At 59.5% G+C, this 15951-nt stretch carries 15 protein-coding genes; 5 read left to right on the top strand and 10 right to left on the bottom strand.

Features of this window, described 5'->3' with window-relative positions; genetic code table 11:
* Positions 1–10 precede the first annotated feature (10 nt).
* From B3520_RS08695 to B3520_RS08685, 3 genes are read left to right on the top strand one after another with little or no spacing between them, the layout of a single operon-like run.
* On the top strand, positions 11–943 hold the full coding sequence (locus tag B3520_RS08695) for an ABC transporter permease (RefSeq protein ID WP_286875870.1): 933 nt from the start codon (positions 11–13) through the stop codon (positions 941–943).
* Entirely contained in the window at positions 901–1809 is a 909-nt protein-coding gene (locus B3520_RS08690) for an ABC transporter permease (RefSeq protein ID WP_286806155.1), read from the top strand. The genes B3520_RS08695 and B3520_RS08690 overlap by 43 nt, the downstream gene beginning before the upstream one ends.
* A gap of 4 nt (positions 1810–1813) precedes the next feature.
* A complete protein-coding gene (locus tag B3520_RS08685) occupies positions 1814–3436 on the top strand; it encodes an ABC transporter ATP-binding protein (RefSeq protein ID WP_286806157.1) in 1623 nt (540 codons plus the stop codon).
* Here B3520_RS08685 and B3520_RS08680 read toward each other — a convergent pair.
* On the bottom strand, positions 3425–4015 hold the full coding sequence (locus B3520_RS08680) for a uracil-DNA glycosylase family protein (protein ID WP_286806159.1): 591 nt from the start codon (positions 4013–4015) through the stop codon (positions 3425–3427). The genes B3520_RS08685 and B3520_RS08680 overlap by 12 nt on opposite strands.
* A 299-nt stretch (positions 4016–4314) precedes the next feature.
* Here B3520_RS08680 and B3520_RS08675 point away from each other — a divergent pair, with 299 nt between their 5' ends.
* The gene (locus B3520_RS08675) at positions 4315–5958 is read left to right on the top strand and encodes a lytic polysaccharide monooxygenase (RefSeq protein ID WP_286806161.1); all 1644 of its coding nucleotides are present in this window, start codon (positions 4315–4317) and stop codon (positions 5956–5958) included.
* A gap of 69 nt (positions 5959–6027) precedes the next feature.
* Here the strand turns inward: B3520_RS08675 and pulA are convergent, their stop codons facing one another.
* Together pulA and B3520_RS08665 are read right to left on the bottom strand one after the other, a co-directional pair.
* The gene (gene pulA, locus B3520_RS08670) at positions 6028–9522 is read right to left on the bottom strand and encodes a pullulanase-type alpha-1,6-glucosidase (protein WP_286875869.1); all 3495 of its coding nucleotides are present in this window, start codon (positions 9520–9522) and stop codon (positions 6028–6030) included.
* Positions 9523–9824: 302 nt separating this feature from the next.
* Positions 9825–11435 (bottom strand): alpha-amylase family glycosyl hydrolase, encoded by a 1611-nt coding sequence (locus tag B3520_RS08665; protein WP_286806165.1) that lies wholly within the window; start codon positions 11433–11435, stop codon positions 9825–9827.
* A 142-nt stretch (positions 11436–11577) separates the two neighbouring features.
* Here B3520_RS08665 and B3520_RS08660 point away from each other — a divergent pair, with 142 nt between their 5' ends.
* Positions 11578–11937, top strand: coding sequence for a hypothetical protein (locus tag B3520_RS08660; protein ID WP_286806167.1), 360 nt, complete (start codon positions 11578–11580; stop codon positions 11935–11937).
* A gap of 2 nt (positions 11938–11939) precedes the next feature.
* On the opposite strand, the gene B3520_RS08655 is transcribed toward B3520_RS08660, so the two are convergent.
* The 7 genes from B3520_RS08655 to B3520_RS08630 all read right to left on the bottom strand — a co-directional run.
* Positions 11940–12509 carry an SOS response-associated peptidase gene (locus B3520_RS08655; protein WP_286806169.1) on the bottom strand — a complete coding sequence of 190 codons (570 nt, stop codon included), beginning with the start codon at positions 12507–12509 and terminating at the stop codon, positions 11940–11942.
* A 34-nt stretch (positions 12510–12543) separates the two neighbouring features.
* Positions 12544–13335, bottom strand: a complete 792-nt coding sequence (locus tag B3520_RS08650; RefSeq protein ID WP_286806171.1) for a DNA adenine methylase — start codon at positions 13333–13335, stop codon at positions 12544–12546.
* Positions 13301–13477: a Com family DNA-binding transcriptional regulator gene (locus B3520_RS17520; protein ID WP_353743453.1), complete on the bottom strand. Its 177-nt coding sequence runs from the start codon at positions 13475–13477 to the stop codon at positions 13301–13303. Before B3520_RS17520 ends, B3520_RS08650 begins: the two co-directional genes overlap by 35 nt.
* A gap of 137 nt (positions 13478–13614) precedes the next feature.
* Entirely contained in the window at positions 13615–13959 is a 345-nt protein-coding gene (locus tag B3520_RS08645) for a hypothetical protein (RefSeq protein WP_286806173.1), read from the bottom strand.
* Positions 13946–14191, bottom strand: coding sequence for a hypothetical protein (locus B3520_RS08640; protein WP_286806174.1), 246 nt, complete (start codon positions 14189–14191; stop codon positions 13946–13948). The genes B3520_RS08645 and B3520_RS08640 overlap by 14 nt, the downstream gene beginning before the upstream one ends.
* Before the next feature lie 68 nt (positions 14192–14259).
* The gene (locus tag B3520_RS08635; RefSeq protein WP_286806176.1) at positions 14260–15588 is read right to left on the bottom strand and encodes a DUF2793 domain-containing protein; all 1329 of its coding nucleotides are present in this window, start codon (positions 15586–15588) and stop codon (positions 14260–14262) included.
* Positions 15589–15592: 4 nt separating this feature from the next.
* Positions 15593–15951: hypothetical protein (locus B3520_RS08630; RefSeq protein ID WP_286875868.1), on the bottom strand; the 359-nt coding region annotated here is incomplete at its 5' end.

Raw genomic sequence — 15951 nt, 5'->3', positions numbered from 1 at the left:
GGGAAGCGTTATGTTGCGGTTTATTGTTGGACGGCTGGGGCAGGCGATACCGGTGATGTTGGTGGTGGTGACCATCACCTTTTTTATGGTGCGCTTGGCTCCGGGCGGTCCCTTTGATACGGAACGCGCGGTGCCGCCGGAAGTGATGAAGGCGCTCAATGAGCGCTACAATCTCGACCAGTCCATGGGCGCTCAGTACCTGAACTATCTGGGCGGTTTGCTGCAGGGCGACCTGGGTCCTTCGTTTAAATTCCCCAATCGTACCGTCAATGAAATGATTGCCAGCGGCGCGCCGGTGACTTTCGAACTGGGGCTCTACGCGATTCTGTTTGCGCTGGTCATCGGCTTGCTGGCCGGTGTGGTGGCCTCTTTGCGGGCCAACCCCCTGCAGGACTATGTGCCCATGTCGCTGGCCATGGTGGGCATCTGCCTGCCATCCTTTGTGCTCGGGCCCATGCTGGTTCTGGTGTTCGGCATCTGGCTGGAGTGGTTGCCAGTGTCGGGCTGGGGCAGCTCCGCCGGGGACAAGATTCTGCCCTCCATCACCCTGGGCTCCACCTACGCCGCCTATATCGCGCGCATCAGTCGCGGCGGTATGCTCGAGGTGCTGTCACAGGATTACATTCGTACCGCGCGGGCCAAGGGGCTGTCCACTTTTCGCATTGTGACGGTGCACGCTCTGCGCGGTGGCATCACTCCGGTGGTGTCGTTTATGGGGCCGGCCATTGCCGGGCTTTTGGCGGGCTCCTTTGTGGTGGAAACCATTTTCCAGATTCCGGGGCTGGGCCGCTTTTTCATCCAGGCGGCGTTCAACCGGGATTACACCATGGTGCTCGGCATGACCATTTTCTTCGCGGGGTTGATTATCCTGCTGAACCTGATTGCGGATACGGTATTGGTATGGCTCAATCCGAAACTGCGCCCCAACGCTCGCCCGAGTTGAGCGGGCAGGCCCTGGAGTCGGGCAGTTCGCTCTGGCATGACGCCTTTGTGCGCCTGCGTCGGAATCGCTTGGCGATGCTCAGTCTGGTGTTTCTGGTCGCTCTGGTACTGATTGCGTTGGTGACTCCCTGGCTGGCGCCCTACAGTTATCATGAACAGAACCTGGCGCTGGGTGCTAGCGCGCCCTCAGCGGAACACTGGTTGGGCACGGATACTCTGGGCCGGGATCTGCTGACCCGCATCATGTACGGTACCCGTGTGTCCCTGATGGTGGGCTTTATCGCCACGGCGGTGGCGTTGGGCATCGGGGTACTCTGGGGCACCACCGCGGGTTTTCTCGGCGGGCGTGTCGACATGGTGATGATGCGTCTGGTGGATGTGCTGTATGCATTGCCGTTTGCCATCTTTGTGGTATTGCTGACGGTGGTGTTCGGCAGCAGTCTCTTACTGCTGTTTCTAGCCATCGGCGCTGTGGAGTGGCTGACCATGGCACGCATCGTGCGCGGTCAGGTGTTGGGGTTGCGCCGCCAGGAGTTTATCGAAGCGGCCACCGCCATCGGCCTGTCGCGCTGGCGGATCATTACCCGTCACCTGATTCCGAACGCCCTGGGGCCGATCATTGTCTATACCACGCTGACAATTCCCAGCGTGATTCTGCTCGAGTCTTTCCTGAGTTTTCTCGGCCTTGGCGTCCAGGCGCCCCAGAGTTCCTGGGGCTCGCTGATTTCCGATGGCGTGGACACCATGGAGGAGTACCCCTGGCTGTTGATCTTTCCCGGGCTGACTCTCGCTGTTGCCCTGTTCGCCCTGAATTTTCTGGGCGATGGGTTGCGCGATGCCCTCGACCCACGTGTTTCCAAAGACTGAAGCTATGGCACTCTTGTCGGTAGAACATCTGTCCGTTCACTTTCACACCCGCGAAGGCGTGGTGCGAGCGGTGGATGATGTCAGCTTTTCGGTCGAGCCGGGCCAGGTGTTGGGCATTGTGGGTGAGTCCGGTTCGGGAAAGTCGGTGGCCTGCTACAGCCTGCTCGGCCTGATTCCCATGCCGCCAGGGCGTATCGAAAGCGGGCGGGCGGTATTCGATGGCACGGATCTACTGGACTTAAGCGAGAAGCAGCTGCGCGCTGTTCGCGGTCGCCGGATCAGTATGGTATTTCAGGATCCGATGACCAGCCTGAATCCCTATATGCGCATTGGCGACCAGTTGGTGGAGTCCCTGCGGCAGCATCATCGGGTAGACAAAAAGGTCGCGCGGGAGCGGGCCATACTGTCTCTGGAGGAGGTGGGTATTCGCGAGGCGCGCCAGCGAATCGACAATTACCCACACGAGTTTTCCGGCGGTATGCGCCAGCGGGTGATGATCGCCATGGCGTTGATCACCGAGCCGGAACTCCTGATCGCCGATGAGCCCACCACCGCGTTAGACGTGACGGTACAGGCACAGATATTGGAACTGATCAAAGAACTACAGCGTCGCCGAAACCTGACGGTGGTGTTCATCAGCCACGACCTGGGCGTGGTGGCCGGACTGGCGGATCATATTCTGGTGATGAAATCCGGGCAGGTGGTCGAGGCCGGGCCGCCCAGGCAGATTTTCCGCGCACCTGAACACCCCTATACCCGGCAATTGATCGAAGCGATTCCCACCAGTGCCAAACCGGCCGAGGGGGCCTTGGAGGATACTTCCTTTCTGGATGTACGCCAGCTGTACACCGCCTTTCCGGTGTACAAAGGGCTGTTTTTTCCCCGCGAGGTGAGCCGAGTCGAAGCGGTCAAATCGATCAATCTGTCGGTTCGAAAAGGCGAGATCCTGGGATTGGTCGGAGAGTCCGGTTCCGGCAAGTCTACCCTGGGGCGCAGCATCATGCGGCTGGTGGACAGCCAGTCCGGAGAAGTCTGGCTGGATGGCAAGAGCCTGAGCGCCCTGCGCAAAGGCGAGCTGAAACGCGCACGGCGCGATTTTCAGATGATTTTTCAGGATCCCTACGCCTCACTCAACCCGCGAATGACCGTGTTTGACGCGCTGGCCGAGCCGCTCCTGCTACACGGCCTCGCGGATCGGGGCAATCTGCGCGAGCAGGTCAATCAGTTGATGGACGACGTGGGTCTGGACCGGCGGTCCGTGCGCAAATACCCCCACGAGTTTTCTGGGGGCCAGCGTCAGCGGGTGGCCATTGCCCGGGCCCTTGCGGTCCGGCCCAGACTGATCGTGGCCGACGAGCCGGTCTCGGCACTGGATGTCACCATCCAGGCCCAGGTACTGGACCTGTTGCTGGCGCTCACCCGACGCCACGGTCTCACTATGCTGTTCATCTCTCACGATCTGTCCGTGGTGCGCTATCTGTGCGACCGGGTGGCGGTGATGAAGCAGGGCGAAATTGTGGAGCAGGGTGAGACTGAGGCCGTCTTCTCACATCCGAAACACCCCTATACCCGCGACCTGCTGGACGCCATTCCCTCGGTCGACTTTAGTACTGAATCAGTCCAGTAGTCGCGCCACACGTTGGCGCAGTGCCGGCACCACCTCCGCCTCAAACCACGGATTGCGCCGCAACCACAGGTTGTTCCTGGGGCTGGGGTGGGGCATGGGCAGCTTATCGGGCCAGTAGTCCCGCCAGTTGGCCACCCGCCGGGTCAGGGTTTCCCGGCTCTTGCCCAGATGGTAGGCGTGGGCGTATTGGCCGATCACCAGGGTCAGTTCCAGGTTGGGCAGTTGCGCCAGCAGGTGGTGGTGCCAGGTCTGGGCACATTCGGGCCTCGGTGGCAGGTCGCCGGAGCGGCCCTTGCCCGGGTAGCAGAAGCCCATGGGGATGATGGCCAGTTGGGTGGGGTCGTAAAAGGTTTCGCGGTCGATGCCCATCCAGTCCCGGAGCCGGTCGCCACTGGGGTCATTGAACGGCAGCCCGGTATCGTGCACCCGCCGTCCGGGCGCCTGAGCGGCTACCAGGATGCGGGCGTCCGGGTGAAACTGCAGGACCGGCCGGGGCCCCAGGGGGAGTGAGGGGGCACAAAGGGTGCAGCGGCGAACGTCGTCCAGCAGTGGTTGCCAGTCGTTGTAGGATGTTGGCAAGCGAGTACCTCTCTCGGTGGTCTGGGCTCGGGAAATTGTAAAGCCTTTAGCGCGCCCCTGTCGTGCCGGATGGTGGGTTGAGTTTTATGCCAGCCCCGATGGCCTGTGGACTTTTGTGCCCACTTGTTGAAATGTCGGTCACGGGTTGTACGAGATGTGTCCGGCTTCATATTTTTTTCCCGCCAAAAACACGAAGCTACCGTCGATCCCAACCCGTTTCGGCACCAGAGCCGTAAGGCTTTGTGGGATTGTTGTACCCGAAATCGTTATTTAATAATTGACTATAAGAGGGACTATCTATGCGGTACCAATCGTTGTTATTCGGTTCATTTACCCTGATGTTGTCCGCCAGTGTGATGGGGCATGGCGTGATGTCGGAACCGGCGTCACGCAACTGGACCTGTGGCGCCATCACCAAACCTGATACAGCTCCGGCGGGCAGTGCCTGTGCTGAAGCATTTGAAGGTGACTTCCAGGGCGGTTACCAGTTCATGAGTGTGCTCACTCACGATCTGGGTCGTAAAGGTGTGTCTCCGTTGCCGGACAATGTCTGTGGCTTCGACAGTGAGACCTGGCAGGGCGGCGCCACCCCGTGGGACAAACCCATTGACTGGCCCACCAATGAAATCAGCTCCGGGCCTCTGACCATCACCTGGGACATTTCCTGGGGCCCGCACTTTGATGACACCGAAGAATTCGTCTACTACATCACCAAGCCGGACTTCCAGTACGAGGTGGGCAAGCCACTGACCTGGGACGACTTTGAGAGTGAGCCTTTCTGTGACCTCACCGGCTATGACGACACCAACCCCGGCGCCACGCCGAACATTACACCGGAGAAGGGCAGCTCGCTGTTCCATACCGAGTGTGTGGTGCCGGAGCGTACCGGGCGGCATGTGATCTACGGGGAATGGGGGCGCAACTACTATACCTACGAACGCTTCCACGGCTGTATTGATGTGCAGTTCGATGGTGACAATGGGGGCGATCCGCAACCGGATCCGGTCGTGGCTGATCTGACCGCTTCACCGGCAAACAGCGTGTTTGCCGGTGCCGGCGAGATTCAGCTCAGCGCCTCTGGCTCATCTGGCAGCAACCTCAGCTATAACTGGAGCGTCGAAGCCAGCAACAGCGCTCTGTACTCGCTGAGCAGCACCTCGGACGCCAGCACGGTACTGACTCTGGCCGAGCCGCAGTCCGAGAGCGACGTGACCGTTCGGGTTCAGGTGAGCAATGCCGATGGCTCGGACACCGACGCCTTCAGCTTCACTCACGTACCCTCCACCGGCACCAGTTGGGAAGATGTGGCACCGCTGACCAACGCGGCGCAGACGCTCAGCGCGGGCGACGAAGTGCAGTTGCGTCTGGTGACCAACGAAGGCGCGGATGTTTACCTGCCGAGCACACCGTTTGTGGTCGACAATGGTGACGCCGCTGTCTGGACCTATGAGCTCGCTCAGGCCGTCAATGGGGAAAACACCGATGTACGGGTTGGTGTGCTGAACGATGACGGTGACGTCGAGCCGGCTCAGAGCGCCACGGAAAACCGTGTGTACGCGCAAGTGCCGTCCGCCTACAGCGGTGCCTTCCTACAGGTGGACGAAGCGGACGATGGCGACAATGGTGACGGTGGTGACAACGGAAACGGCGGCGTTACTTGCGAGTACGTTATCAATAGCGACTGGGGCTCCGGTTTCGTGGCCGGAATCGTGATCACCAACAACGGTTCCGAGACCATCAACGGTTGGGAAGTGTCCTGGGATTACAGTGGCAACACTCAGGTGACCAATGGTTGGAGTGCCGAACTGTCCGGGTCGGGCCCGTACACCGCGAGCAATATGAGCTGGAATGCGAGTATTGCGCCGGGAAGTTCGGTGGAGTTTGGCTTCCAGGGTACCGGCAGCGCTGAAACACCCGAGGTGACCGGAGATATCTGCGACTGATCACCGGGAGTGTGAGCAAAAAAAATCCGGGGGTGGTGTCACCCCCGGATTTTTTTTAGTGTCGTCAGATCAGCTCCGGCGGGATACCAGGCGAATCCCGGCGAGCGCCAGCAACATCAACAGCAATCCGGCATTGGCACTGCCGCTGCTGCCGCGATCCGGTTCGGGAGATTCATTGTCCCCATCGGTATCGTCGTCATTGCCGCCGTCGGTGTCGTCATCGTCGCCGGTATCGGCCTGGGCAATCTGGAACACCGCGGTGGTCCGTGCGGGTACCGTAAAGGTACCGGTGTCGGCATCAAAGGTGGCGCCCTTAACGGTTTCATCGTTGGACGCCTGCTGCAGCGGATGCAGTTCCCACCCTGCTTCGGTCCAGTCTTCGGAGCTCAACGTCTGAGCGTCCACATGGGCATTGAACAATACCATCACCGCATCCCGCTCCGGGTCGACGTCATCGCTGCCATCGGCAATGTGCATGGCGACCAGTGCCGGCTTCTGCTCGGCGCCGGTGTTGTGGAAACTCACCTGTTCGTTAATCGCAGCGCCGGTTTCCAGACGGAACAGTTTTGAGCTGTGACGGATGGCCAGCATCTCCTTGAAGTGCGCCAGGCTGCTCAGGATATGCGCCTCTTCCACCGCCAGAGTCTCATCCGCCAGCCGGGGCTGAATCGTATCCCAGCTCGCTTCGGTGGAGTGGGCCGGCGGCAGGCCACGGCCCCAGCCGTTCTGCTGATAGCTGTAATCCAGCAGATTGAACCAGTCGCCGGAATCGTAGCTGTCACGATCCATGGACTTGGAACGCATCAGCTCCTGGCCTGCTTGCACGAACGGAACGCCCTGAGCGAGCAACGCCAGGCTGGTACCCATGTTGTGCACCCGTACCCGATCTTCCGGAGTACGATCCAGCGGGATCTTGTACTGGTTGATGTCGAACAGGGTTTCGTTATCGTGCTTCTCGATATAATTGATTGACTCCTGCGGGTCCAGCGTGTAGCCCACGGCGGCGCCGTAATCACCGGTCACCTCGTTCCCCTGCCAATCGATAAACGCAAAGTCTTTGAGGCTACCGGCCAGACCAATGCGGATGCGGTCGGTACTGGTCAGCAACCACTCCAGCTCGTCGGCGCTACCGTCATTCTCGGCATTGGGGTCGTAATACAGACCATTGATGAAACTCTGGTTGATGACATGATTGACGCCGCTGTCAAACGGGCTTCCGCCGCGTACCGCGTCGCGGAAGCGATCGTTGAACGTGCCCACACCAGTGCCGGCCATATTGATCTGGGTGGCCTGTTCAAAGCGGGCATTGTCGGCCACTTCACCGAAGTTCCAGCCTTCGCCATACAGGTAAATATGCTCACCATTAACACCGTGATCTTCCTCGGTCAGTGTGGCCAACTGCTCCTTTACCTTGAGAATATTGGCTTTGCTGTGATGGCCCATGAGGTCAAAGCGGAAGCTGTCGACCTTATACAGCTCGGCCCAGGTCATCAGTGAGTCCACCATGAACTTTTCCATCATGGCGTGCTCGGAGGCGGTGTTTTCACAGCAGGTGCTGCGCTCGATATTGCCGCTGCTGTTCAGGCGGTGGTAATAACCGGGTACCACTTTATCCAGAACGGATTTGTCCCCCAGGCCGGATTGGCTGGTGTGGTTGTAGACCACATCGACCACCACTCGCAGTCCGGCTTCATTCAGTGCCTGTACCATTTCGCGGAATTCGAGAATGCGGGCCACGCCATCCGGGTCGGTGGCGTAACTGCCTTCCGGGGTGTTGAAGTGGTGCGGGTCGTAACACCAGTTAAAGGCATCGCTGCCGCGAATCGCATTGACCGCCGCCTGCTGCTCGGTGCTGTCCGGGGCGTACTGGGACAGGTCGTCTTGAAGTGTTAGCTGGTCGGCCGGATCTTCCGGAATGGTGGCACAGTCATTGACGGGAAGCAGGTGCACGTGGCTCAGGCCGACTTCCTGCAGGGACTTCAGGTGGGTCATGCCCAGGCTGTCCGAGACGGTAAAGGCCTTGAACTTGCCGCGATAGGCTTCCGGTACTTCACTGTCGCTGACACTGAAGTCGCGCACATGCACTTCGTACACCACCATATCTTCGGGGGCGGTGAACGCCGGCTTCGTCAGGGTATCCCAGCCTTCGGGCTTGAGGTCATCATCGTCGAGGTTGACCAACTGGCTGCGCTGACCGTTGGTGCTCGCGCTCAGGGTGTAGGGGTCGGTGACGCGGTTGGTTTCAATGTTTCCGGTCTGCGGGACGTACACTTCCACGTCGAACTGATAGTACTGCCGATCCCAGCTCGCATCGCCGGTGATACTCCACACGCCGGTTTCCGCGTTGAACGTCATGGGGAGCTCGGTGGGCGCGGTATCCGTGTGGCTGTCGGGGTACAGAAGGAAAGTGACGTTCTGGGCGGTCGGTGCCCACAGATGCACACTGGGAACATCGCCGTCATACACCGGGCCCAGGTCGCCATCGTAGGTGTACAGGTCATCCAGCACGCCCGGAATCTGCACGCCGGTGGCATCGACCAGGCTGCCGTCTTCGTTGCTGGCCGACACGGCGATCTGCCCTTTCAGAATGTCACCGATCTGTTCGAGGTCCGCCTCGGCAATGGTGAACACGGGGTAGTTGGCCAGGTGGGGGAATTTTTCGGCCAGCGAATCACTCATGCCATTGGCATCGTGGGTCAGCGTGATGGCTTCGCCGCCAGAAACGCCCTCGGGGCTGCTGGTCATGTCCGCCTGAGCATCGAAGTGCAGTTGGACATTGGCGTCCGGTGTGACCGCGAAGGCAATGGTGTTCTCGTTCAGCCAGTAGGCCTTGGATTGACTCAGGTCACCAGCGGAAATCACATCGCCCACGTACACGCTGTTGTCCAGACTGTTGTAGGTAAAGGTGACTTCTTCGCCGTCCGCCTCAACGGTAAAAGGCACATTGCCACCGTCTGCGCCATAACTTTCAGTCCAGGTCTCGTTCAGGGCGATTTTTGCCTCGTAATTGCCGGCCGGAATGTCAGTGGTGGTGTATTGATAGATACCGGTGTTGTTGATGTCCTGAACCCAGGCAACCATACAGTCCGCCGCCCAGTTGGTTTCGCAACCCAGTGCTTGTTGGAAATCTCCGACCGCGGTTGCGATAACGTCATTGACACTATCGGCGACCCAATGGCTCTCGTGGCTGTAGTAAAAACGGACGGCCTGCTCTTCAGACACGCTCAGTGAAATGTTGTCACCGCCAGAGGTGGCATTCGCGCCGTAGCTTTCATCCCACCCGCCATTGATGGCGGCCTTGTATTCGTAGTCGCCGGCTGGAAGCGTGAAACTGCCGCGCCAGATACCATCCGCGCCCGCTTCAAGGGCGGCATCGGTACAGTCTGGCTGCCATTCGCCCGGGCAGCCCATGGCGGGATTGAGGTCTCCCGGGATGCTGACGCTGGAGGGATCTGAGGTATGGTCGGCTTGAGCGCCGATCGCCAGAGCGAGCACCGGTAGGGCGCGTGCGCTATGCATTAACCACCGGGGCATAGCCCGGCCGTTGCGGGTGTTATCGTTCATTATTGTATCTCCAAGCTTACTGGTTACTGTTATGTTTATTGGTACCCGACCGGACAGGATCGACAGCACGAAAGGCCGGGTAAAAAAAAGGCGCAGTAGACTGCGCCAAAGTTTCCCAACACAAAGCAATGAGAGAGTAGGGTAAAACCGTAAGGTTTCAAAAAATGGCCCGGGAGTGATCCCGGGCTGGCAAGGAAGGAGAGTTCCCAAACCATGAATTCATCGTAGAACGGGGCGACGGACTGCTCAATAGCTTGCATACGTATGCAGGTCGTCTGACCGCTATGAATACGTATGCATTTTCAGTCTTTGTCAGATGCGTTCATCTCACTCACTTCAAGCACCACAGATTGAAGCGGGCTTAATTCCAACTCGGCATAGCCACGCCCATCATTATCCACCGTTAGAATAACGCCCTGATTCGAATCGAGCCGATCCCGAAGTGTGTGCTGGCCCGGCGACAACTGCCATTCAGTGATCAGTTCGCGCGGCAGGTTCAACGTTACTTCGGTAGCCGCCTGGTCGCCAAAATGACTGACAATTAACCACCGTTGTGAGCTCGACCAACGGGCCCAGGTGTACAGCTTCTCGTTGTAACCATTACTGTTCTGGCGCTGGTAGTCGTGCAGGTCCATGATCTGCCCGTCGGCGGCGGGCTCCTCCCGTGCCAGGCGTAACACGTGCTGATAAAACTCGCGCAGCGCGGCCTCTTGCTCGCTGAGCTGGCCACCGTCAAAGGCGCCGTCGTTCATCCAGCGTTGGTGGGCGGGCACGCCCCAGTAGTCGAAAATGGTGGTCCGGCTGGCTTTGCCGAAACCGGCATCTTCATCGGCGTCTTCGCCCACTTCCTGTCCGAAATAGATCATCGCCGGGCCCCGTCCCCAGAGCGCAGAGACCACCATGGCCGGCTTGCCTTTTTGTGCGTCGCCCGCAAATTCCGGGTGGGCAATGCGTTGCTCATCGTGGTTCTCGAGAAACAGCAGCATGTGCTGATCGATGTCCGCGAGCGCGTCGCGCACCGGAGGCAGGGTATCGGTACCGGCTTCGCCGCGCATGATGGGCTTCAGCGTATCGTAGATATCCACCTTGGCGTAGAGGTAGTCCATCTTCCCCAGGTGAATGTAATCGCGGTAGGCGTCCGGGTTGTAAATTTCCGCGAGCAGAAAGGCGTCCGGGTGCTCCACTTTGATGGAGGCATTCAGAAAGCTCCAGAATTCCACCGGGACCATTTCCGCCATGTCGTACCGGAAACCGTCGACGCCCTTGTCCAGCCAATAGTGGGCAGTGTCGCGCATTTTGTACCAGGAGTCCGGCAGGTCCTGCTCTTGCCAATAAGCGTGATGATCCTCGATCGACCGCCCGGCATAGTCGTCCGGCAGATGCGGGAAGTCGTAGGTACCGTCGGGTCTTACCCCGTAATTGATCTTTACGGTCTCATGCCAGTCATTGAAACCCGGCTGAGCGGCGCGGGCGCCATTGCCGGTCCACTTGGCCGGGTTCTCCTCGAACTCGCCGTCGGCAAGCGGGTGAACATCGCCGCCCAGGGGTTGGTAGTCGCCCTCGGGATCGGGGACTCTGAAGCGTTCGCCGACCACATAGTAGAACTGGTTGTCACGGGCATAGGTGACCGAGTCATCATCCTGGGCACCGAGGTTGTCGACGCCCTCAGGGCGGCTGATGGAATCGTAATCCCTGGCCACGTGGTTGGGAACGATGTCGATAATGACCTTCAGGCCGTTGTCGTGAGTACGCTCGATCAGCGCCTCGAATTCTGCCAGGCGCTGCGCCGGATCTTCAGCGAGATCCGGATTGACGTTGTAATAATCCTTGACCGCATACGGTGAGCCGGCGCGGCCCTTGACTACGTCCGGGTCATCCTGGGAAATGCCGTAATCGGTGTAGTCGTTGATCACGGCATGGTGGGGTACTGATGCCGCGCGCGATAAATTGACGGCTCACGCGCGATAATTGGCGTAGTGTAACTGTTTCACCCTGGGCAAAGGAATTGCCAATAGGGATTGCGCCTCTCCCGCCACCGGGGCACACTTCCCGCCCATGAGAACCTACCTTGTAATTCTGCTCCTGCTCTCCCTCTCCCTGGATGTCCATGCCAGAAACGAAGCCTGGTACCAGGAACGCTTCTGTGACGGCGAGACCGAGGTGGTGCTGCCTGACCGCCGCCGAGTGGATTGTGTCCTGGACTCGCATGCCATTGAGTACGACTGGGGATCCAAGTGGTCCCAGGCGATCGGGCAGGCTTTAGGGTATGCCACGGCCACGGGAAAGCGTGCCGGTATTGTCCTTATTCTGAAGAAGCCCACGGACCGTCGATACTGGGAAACCATGCAGGATGTCATTGAAGACCACGACCTACCGATCGACACCTGGGCCATCGAAGCGTGGAAGGTGCGCTGAGGCTACTCACTGGGGCTGAAAGTGATGCCCTGGGCGGCCGAATCGATCGCCATAGCTTGGGCATCCAGAGGGGTGGCATTCAACCAGGTGCTCGCCTCACTGGCGCCAATGAACACCGGGAACCGGTTGTGTATGTGGTAGAGCTCCGTTGGGGCTGCCCGTGTCAGGGTGACTAGCTGGGGCGTCTCTCCCTCATACCAGAATGCCGCCATGTACAGCGGCCGCTCGTCTATCCGGTGAAACCGCAGCTTCACCTTGCCTGCCTTCGTACTCATCCACTCGTAAAATCCACTACACGGCACCAGGCAGCGGTTGAAGGCAAACGCTTTGACGAATGTCTGCTTTTCGGTGACGGTCTCGGATTTGGCATTGATAAGCAGGCTGGTGGCCCACTTGGGCTTGATGCCCCACCTGGTGTCGAGCTGCTGCAGACGCCCCTCTACCGAGGCAACTGTGGATACGGTCTGGGCCGGCCGCAGGTCATGGTTGCTGGCCGCCTTGAAGCGGATGCCTAGGTCCTGCGGTACCCATCTGTTGATCTCTTCGCCGTCGACGTCGATTCTTCCGCACATACATTCAGCCCTCCGTGGCCAAATAATAGCAGGCTCAGAACAGGCCCGCCGGCTCACTCTGGACGTCCCAGCTGAATATCAGAACCTCCCGCGCATCCGAACCCTTGCCGCCGCCGACGGTGTACTTGATGTCGGTGCTCTCAATGTGGAAGTCCTTGAACAGCTCACGGATGTCCGGGTGGTCGTTCAGGCTGATGACGGCTTTGCCCTTGATCTGGTGCAGCAGCTCTGCCATGGCCTGGTAGTGCTCCCAGCCGAAATCCACGCCGTAGCCCTCGGTCTCCCAGTATGGCGGATCCATATAGAAGAGCGTGTGAGGCCGGTCGTAGCGGCGGATGCAGTCCTGCCACGCCAGGTGTTCGATGTAGGTGGACGCAAGGCGCAGGTGGGCGGCCGACAGCGACTCTTCCAGCCGCAGCAGGTTAAGCCCTGGGGGCGTGGTGGTAGCCGTGCCATAGCTCTGGCCGTCCACGCGGCCGCCGAAGGCGGACTGCTGCAGGTAGTAGAACCGGGCGGCACGCTGGATATCGGTCAGCGTTTCCGGCCGGGTCATCTGCTGCCACTTGAACACTTGGCGTGAACTGAGGGCCCACTTGAACTGGCGGACGAACTCTTCCAGGTGGTTCTGCACCACCCGGTAGAGATTCACCAGGTCACCGTTGATGTCGTTCAGCACCTCGACCTCGGCGGGTACCGGACGGAGGAAGAACAGCGCGGCGCCGCCGGCGAACGGCTCGACGTAGCAGCTGTGCTGAGGGAGCAGCGGCAGGATGCGATCGACCAGGCGGCGTTTACCGCCCAGCCAAGGGATGATGGGTGTGGCCATGTTGCCTCCTATCAGGGTGCGATTGGAGGCTCGTGGCCTTCTGATGGTTGACGGCCCCGCAGCGGGGGCACTTGATTTCGATTTCGGAAAACGCCGCCATGGCGAGTTTACGACGGCATTTTGTACAACGAACCTCTTTCATTCTCGGCAAACCTTTTTCATTTTGCTAAGATCGCCTTGCTCACGTGAGCGGGCGGCCTCGGCTGGTTTGCAGCTTGCTCTGCAGACTGGTGTCGCGCTCTGGTGTTGCAGCACCAGGGCGCGTCGCCGCTTTTTACTTCACGCCCCAGGGGCTTCCCAGTTTGTGTCCATGTTGTCGACCGCCAGACGGAAGGCCTCCGACAGCTCCTCGACAGAGACCGGCGTTTTGTGCCCTGCCTCGCTATCCGCCAGAACCCAACCGACCACCGTCTCACCGGTTATCTGGGCCTTCTGCAGGCGAAAACCCATACGGCCTATCGACTGCTCGTCTGCATCAAACAACTTTCCAGATGCTGTTTCTACGACAGCTTCGCTGATGGCTTCGGCTCGCTGGCGCTTGAACTGATTGATCTGCGCCAGCGCTGCCTTAGCCGCTTTGTCTTCGGCGGTTTCGATTTCGGTGCAGTCATTAAGCCAGGTCATTGGAGTACTCCTCTGGTGCGTCATACGGCGGTAGTTCGATAGGACCGTTCTCTGTTACGGTGACCGGCGCCGGGAAGCGGGTTTCGGAGGGAGCATCGGCGCCATGCGTCAGCGTGATGGTGCATTCGTAATCATTGCCTACACGGTGGACGGTGCCGAGTACCGGATGCTGTGCGGTTGCGCCGTCTTCGAGCAGGGACAGGTTGTAGTCTACTGCGTTGACGGTAAGCACTGGTGCTACCCACGAAACGGAGGGCTGCGGCTCGTCTGATCGGATTGGGGAAAGATTTAGTCTAAGCATTAGTACCACCTTCCTATCGCTGTTAAAGACATCCAGATATAATCGCCTGTGGAAAAGGCGAACTCGCCGGTCGCAGCGCGGACGTTTACGTTTAGCAAAGTTGCCGAGTGAGACCCCTCCGAAACCTGGCTATGTATCAGACTAGAGATTCCGGGGGGCATATCATTCACGTTGTTTGGGTCACGCTCTTGCATTTCTGCGCTCCAACTGTAGGCGCTAGGACTGGCGAACGCGACCGGAAAATTCCACTGACACAAAAGACGGGACGCTACATCATAGAGCGCCTTCTGGTGATGTCGGCACCACAGCGTCCCATCCGCAAACTTCACGTACTCGCCGTTTGCATTCGAGCCGCGTTCAATCACCGCCCCAGTAGGAACGCCGCCGGATTGGGAGACTGTGCCGAGGATGGTTCTTTGGGTTAGGATTTTTGCCCAAGGACCGAAAATGCCTGCACCATAGGAGCGAAACCATAGGTCGTGGGCACCGCCAGAGGAAGCCTGATTGTAGAATTGGAACCCGGCATTGGGATTTCTAGCCCCAGTTAAAGTAGTCCCGCCTCCGGTTACCGGCGTATTGGGTATCCCGCTTTCAGAAGAATATGAACCGAATGTGTTGGCCGTGTTTAAATCAGCTATATCGGGCGCCGATACTGGAGCCCCTAGCCCAAACGCTCCTACCTGTAGCAAGCGCCCAGCCGTGGTGTCAGTAGCACTTGTGGTTTTATCCGCATAAGCCGCCGAGCCCAAATCACCATTACTAGGCACGTCTGCCCCGCCGAGGCCCACGTTGGCGAGTGCGGCGCTGCCCAGCTCGTCTAGGGTGAGTGTGGTTTTCTGCCAGCTGGCGGCGCTGGCGGTTGCGTCAACACAAACCCAGAATTCCCCCGTTGAGGTATTGAGCCAGCGGCTCAGCGGCTGGTAGCCCGCTGTGCTGTCGTCGGTGGCGCCTGGGTCTGCGGTGGCGCTGGGGTTGTTCAGTGGTGCGGTTGGCAGCCAGTTGGCGCCGTCGAACTTGTACCGACGGCCGTCGGCGAGGTTGTGCATTTCCCAACCTTCCAGGGGGCCCACCAGCGTCCAGGCGCCCTCGTCGTAAACGGCGATCGCGTTGGCACTACCGAGCCAGTCGCCGGTGGGATTCGGGCCCACAAGGTAGGCGGCGCCGGCGACAGGCGAGCTGGGCGGATCATCCACGCCGATATCGAGCACGCGGCCTTGCACCAGCGTGTCCAGTACCAGCAGGTTGTAGTCCATCCCCGCTTTCCAGCCGTCCTCGCCCAGGTCCCAGTCGGTGTTCAAGCCGAGGTTGTTCAATGCTCTGTTGGGCATGGGTTTACTCCTCTTCAGTAGGCCGCTGCAGGCGCAGCGACCGCCAGGTTAAAGCGTCATCGCTCTCGATCAGGTGACCGTTATTGGTCGGTTGCAAATCGGATAGCATCATCAGCCGGCCACCCACGACTTGCAGGTTGCCGGAGCGGCGCGGGAAGAATTGGGTGTTGGGGTCAATGGTCTGGACGGTCCAGGTGGTGCCACCGTTGGTGCTGCTGAACACGCGGGGCGCACCGCCGTAGCTATCGACGTACGACCGCCCGATGTAATAGTGGTCGCCGTTAAATTCCACGATCCGGGTTGTCCCGTAGTAGTTGCTGCCAGGCACACCGTTAAACGACGCCTCGGACCAGTTCTGGCCAT

It is taken from the genome of Marinimicrobium sp. UBA4509, from assembly GCF_002388575.1.
Lineage (GTDB): Bacteria > Pseudomonadota > Gammaproteobacteria > Pseudomonadales > Cellvibrionaceae > Marinimicrobium > Marinimicrobium koreense.
This window is presented reverse-complemented; position numbering and strand designations above follow the sequence as displayed.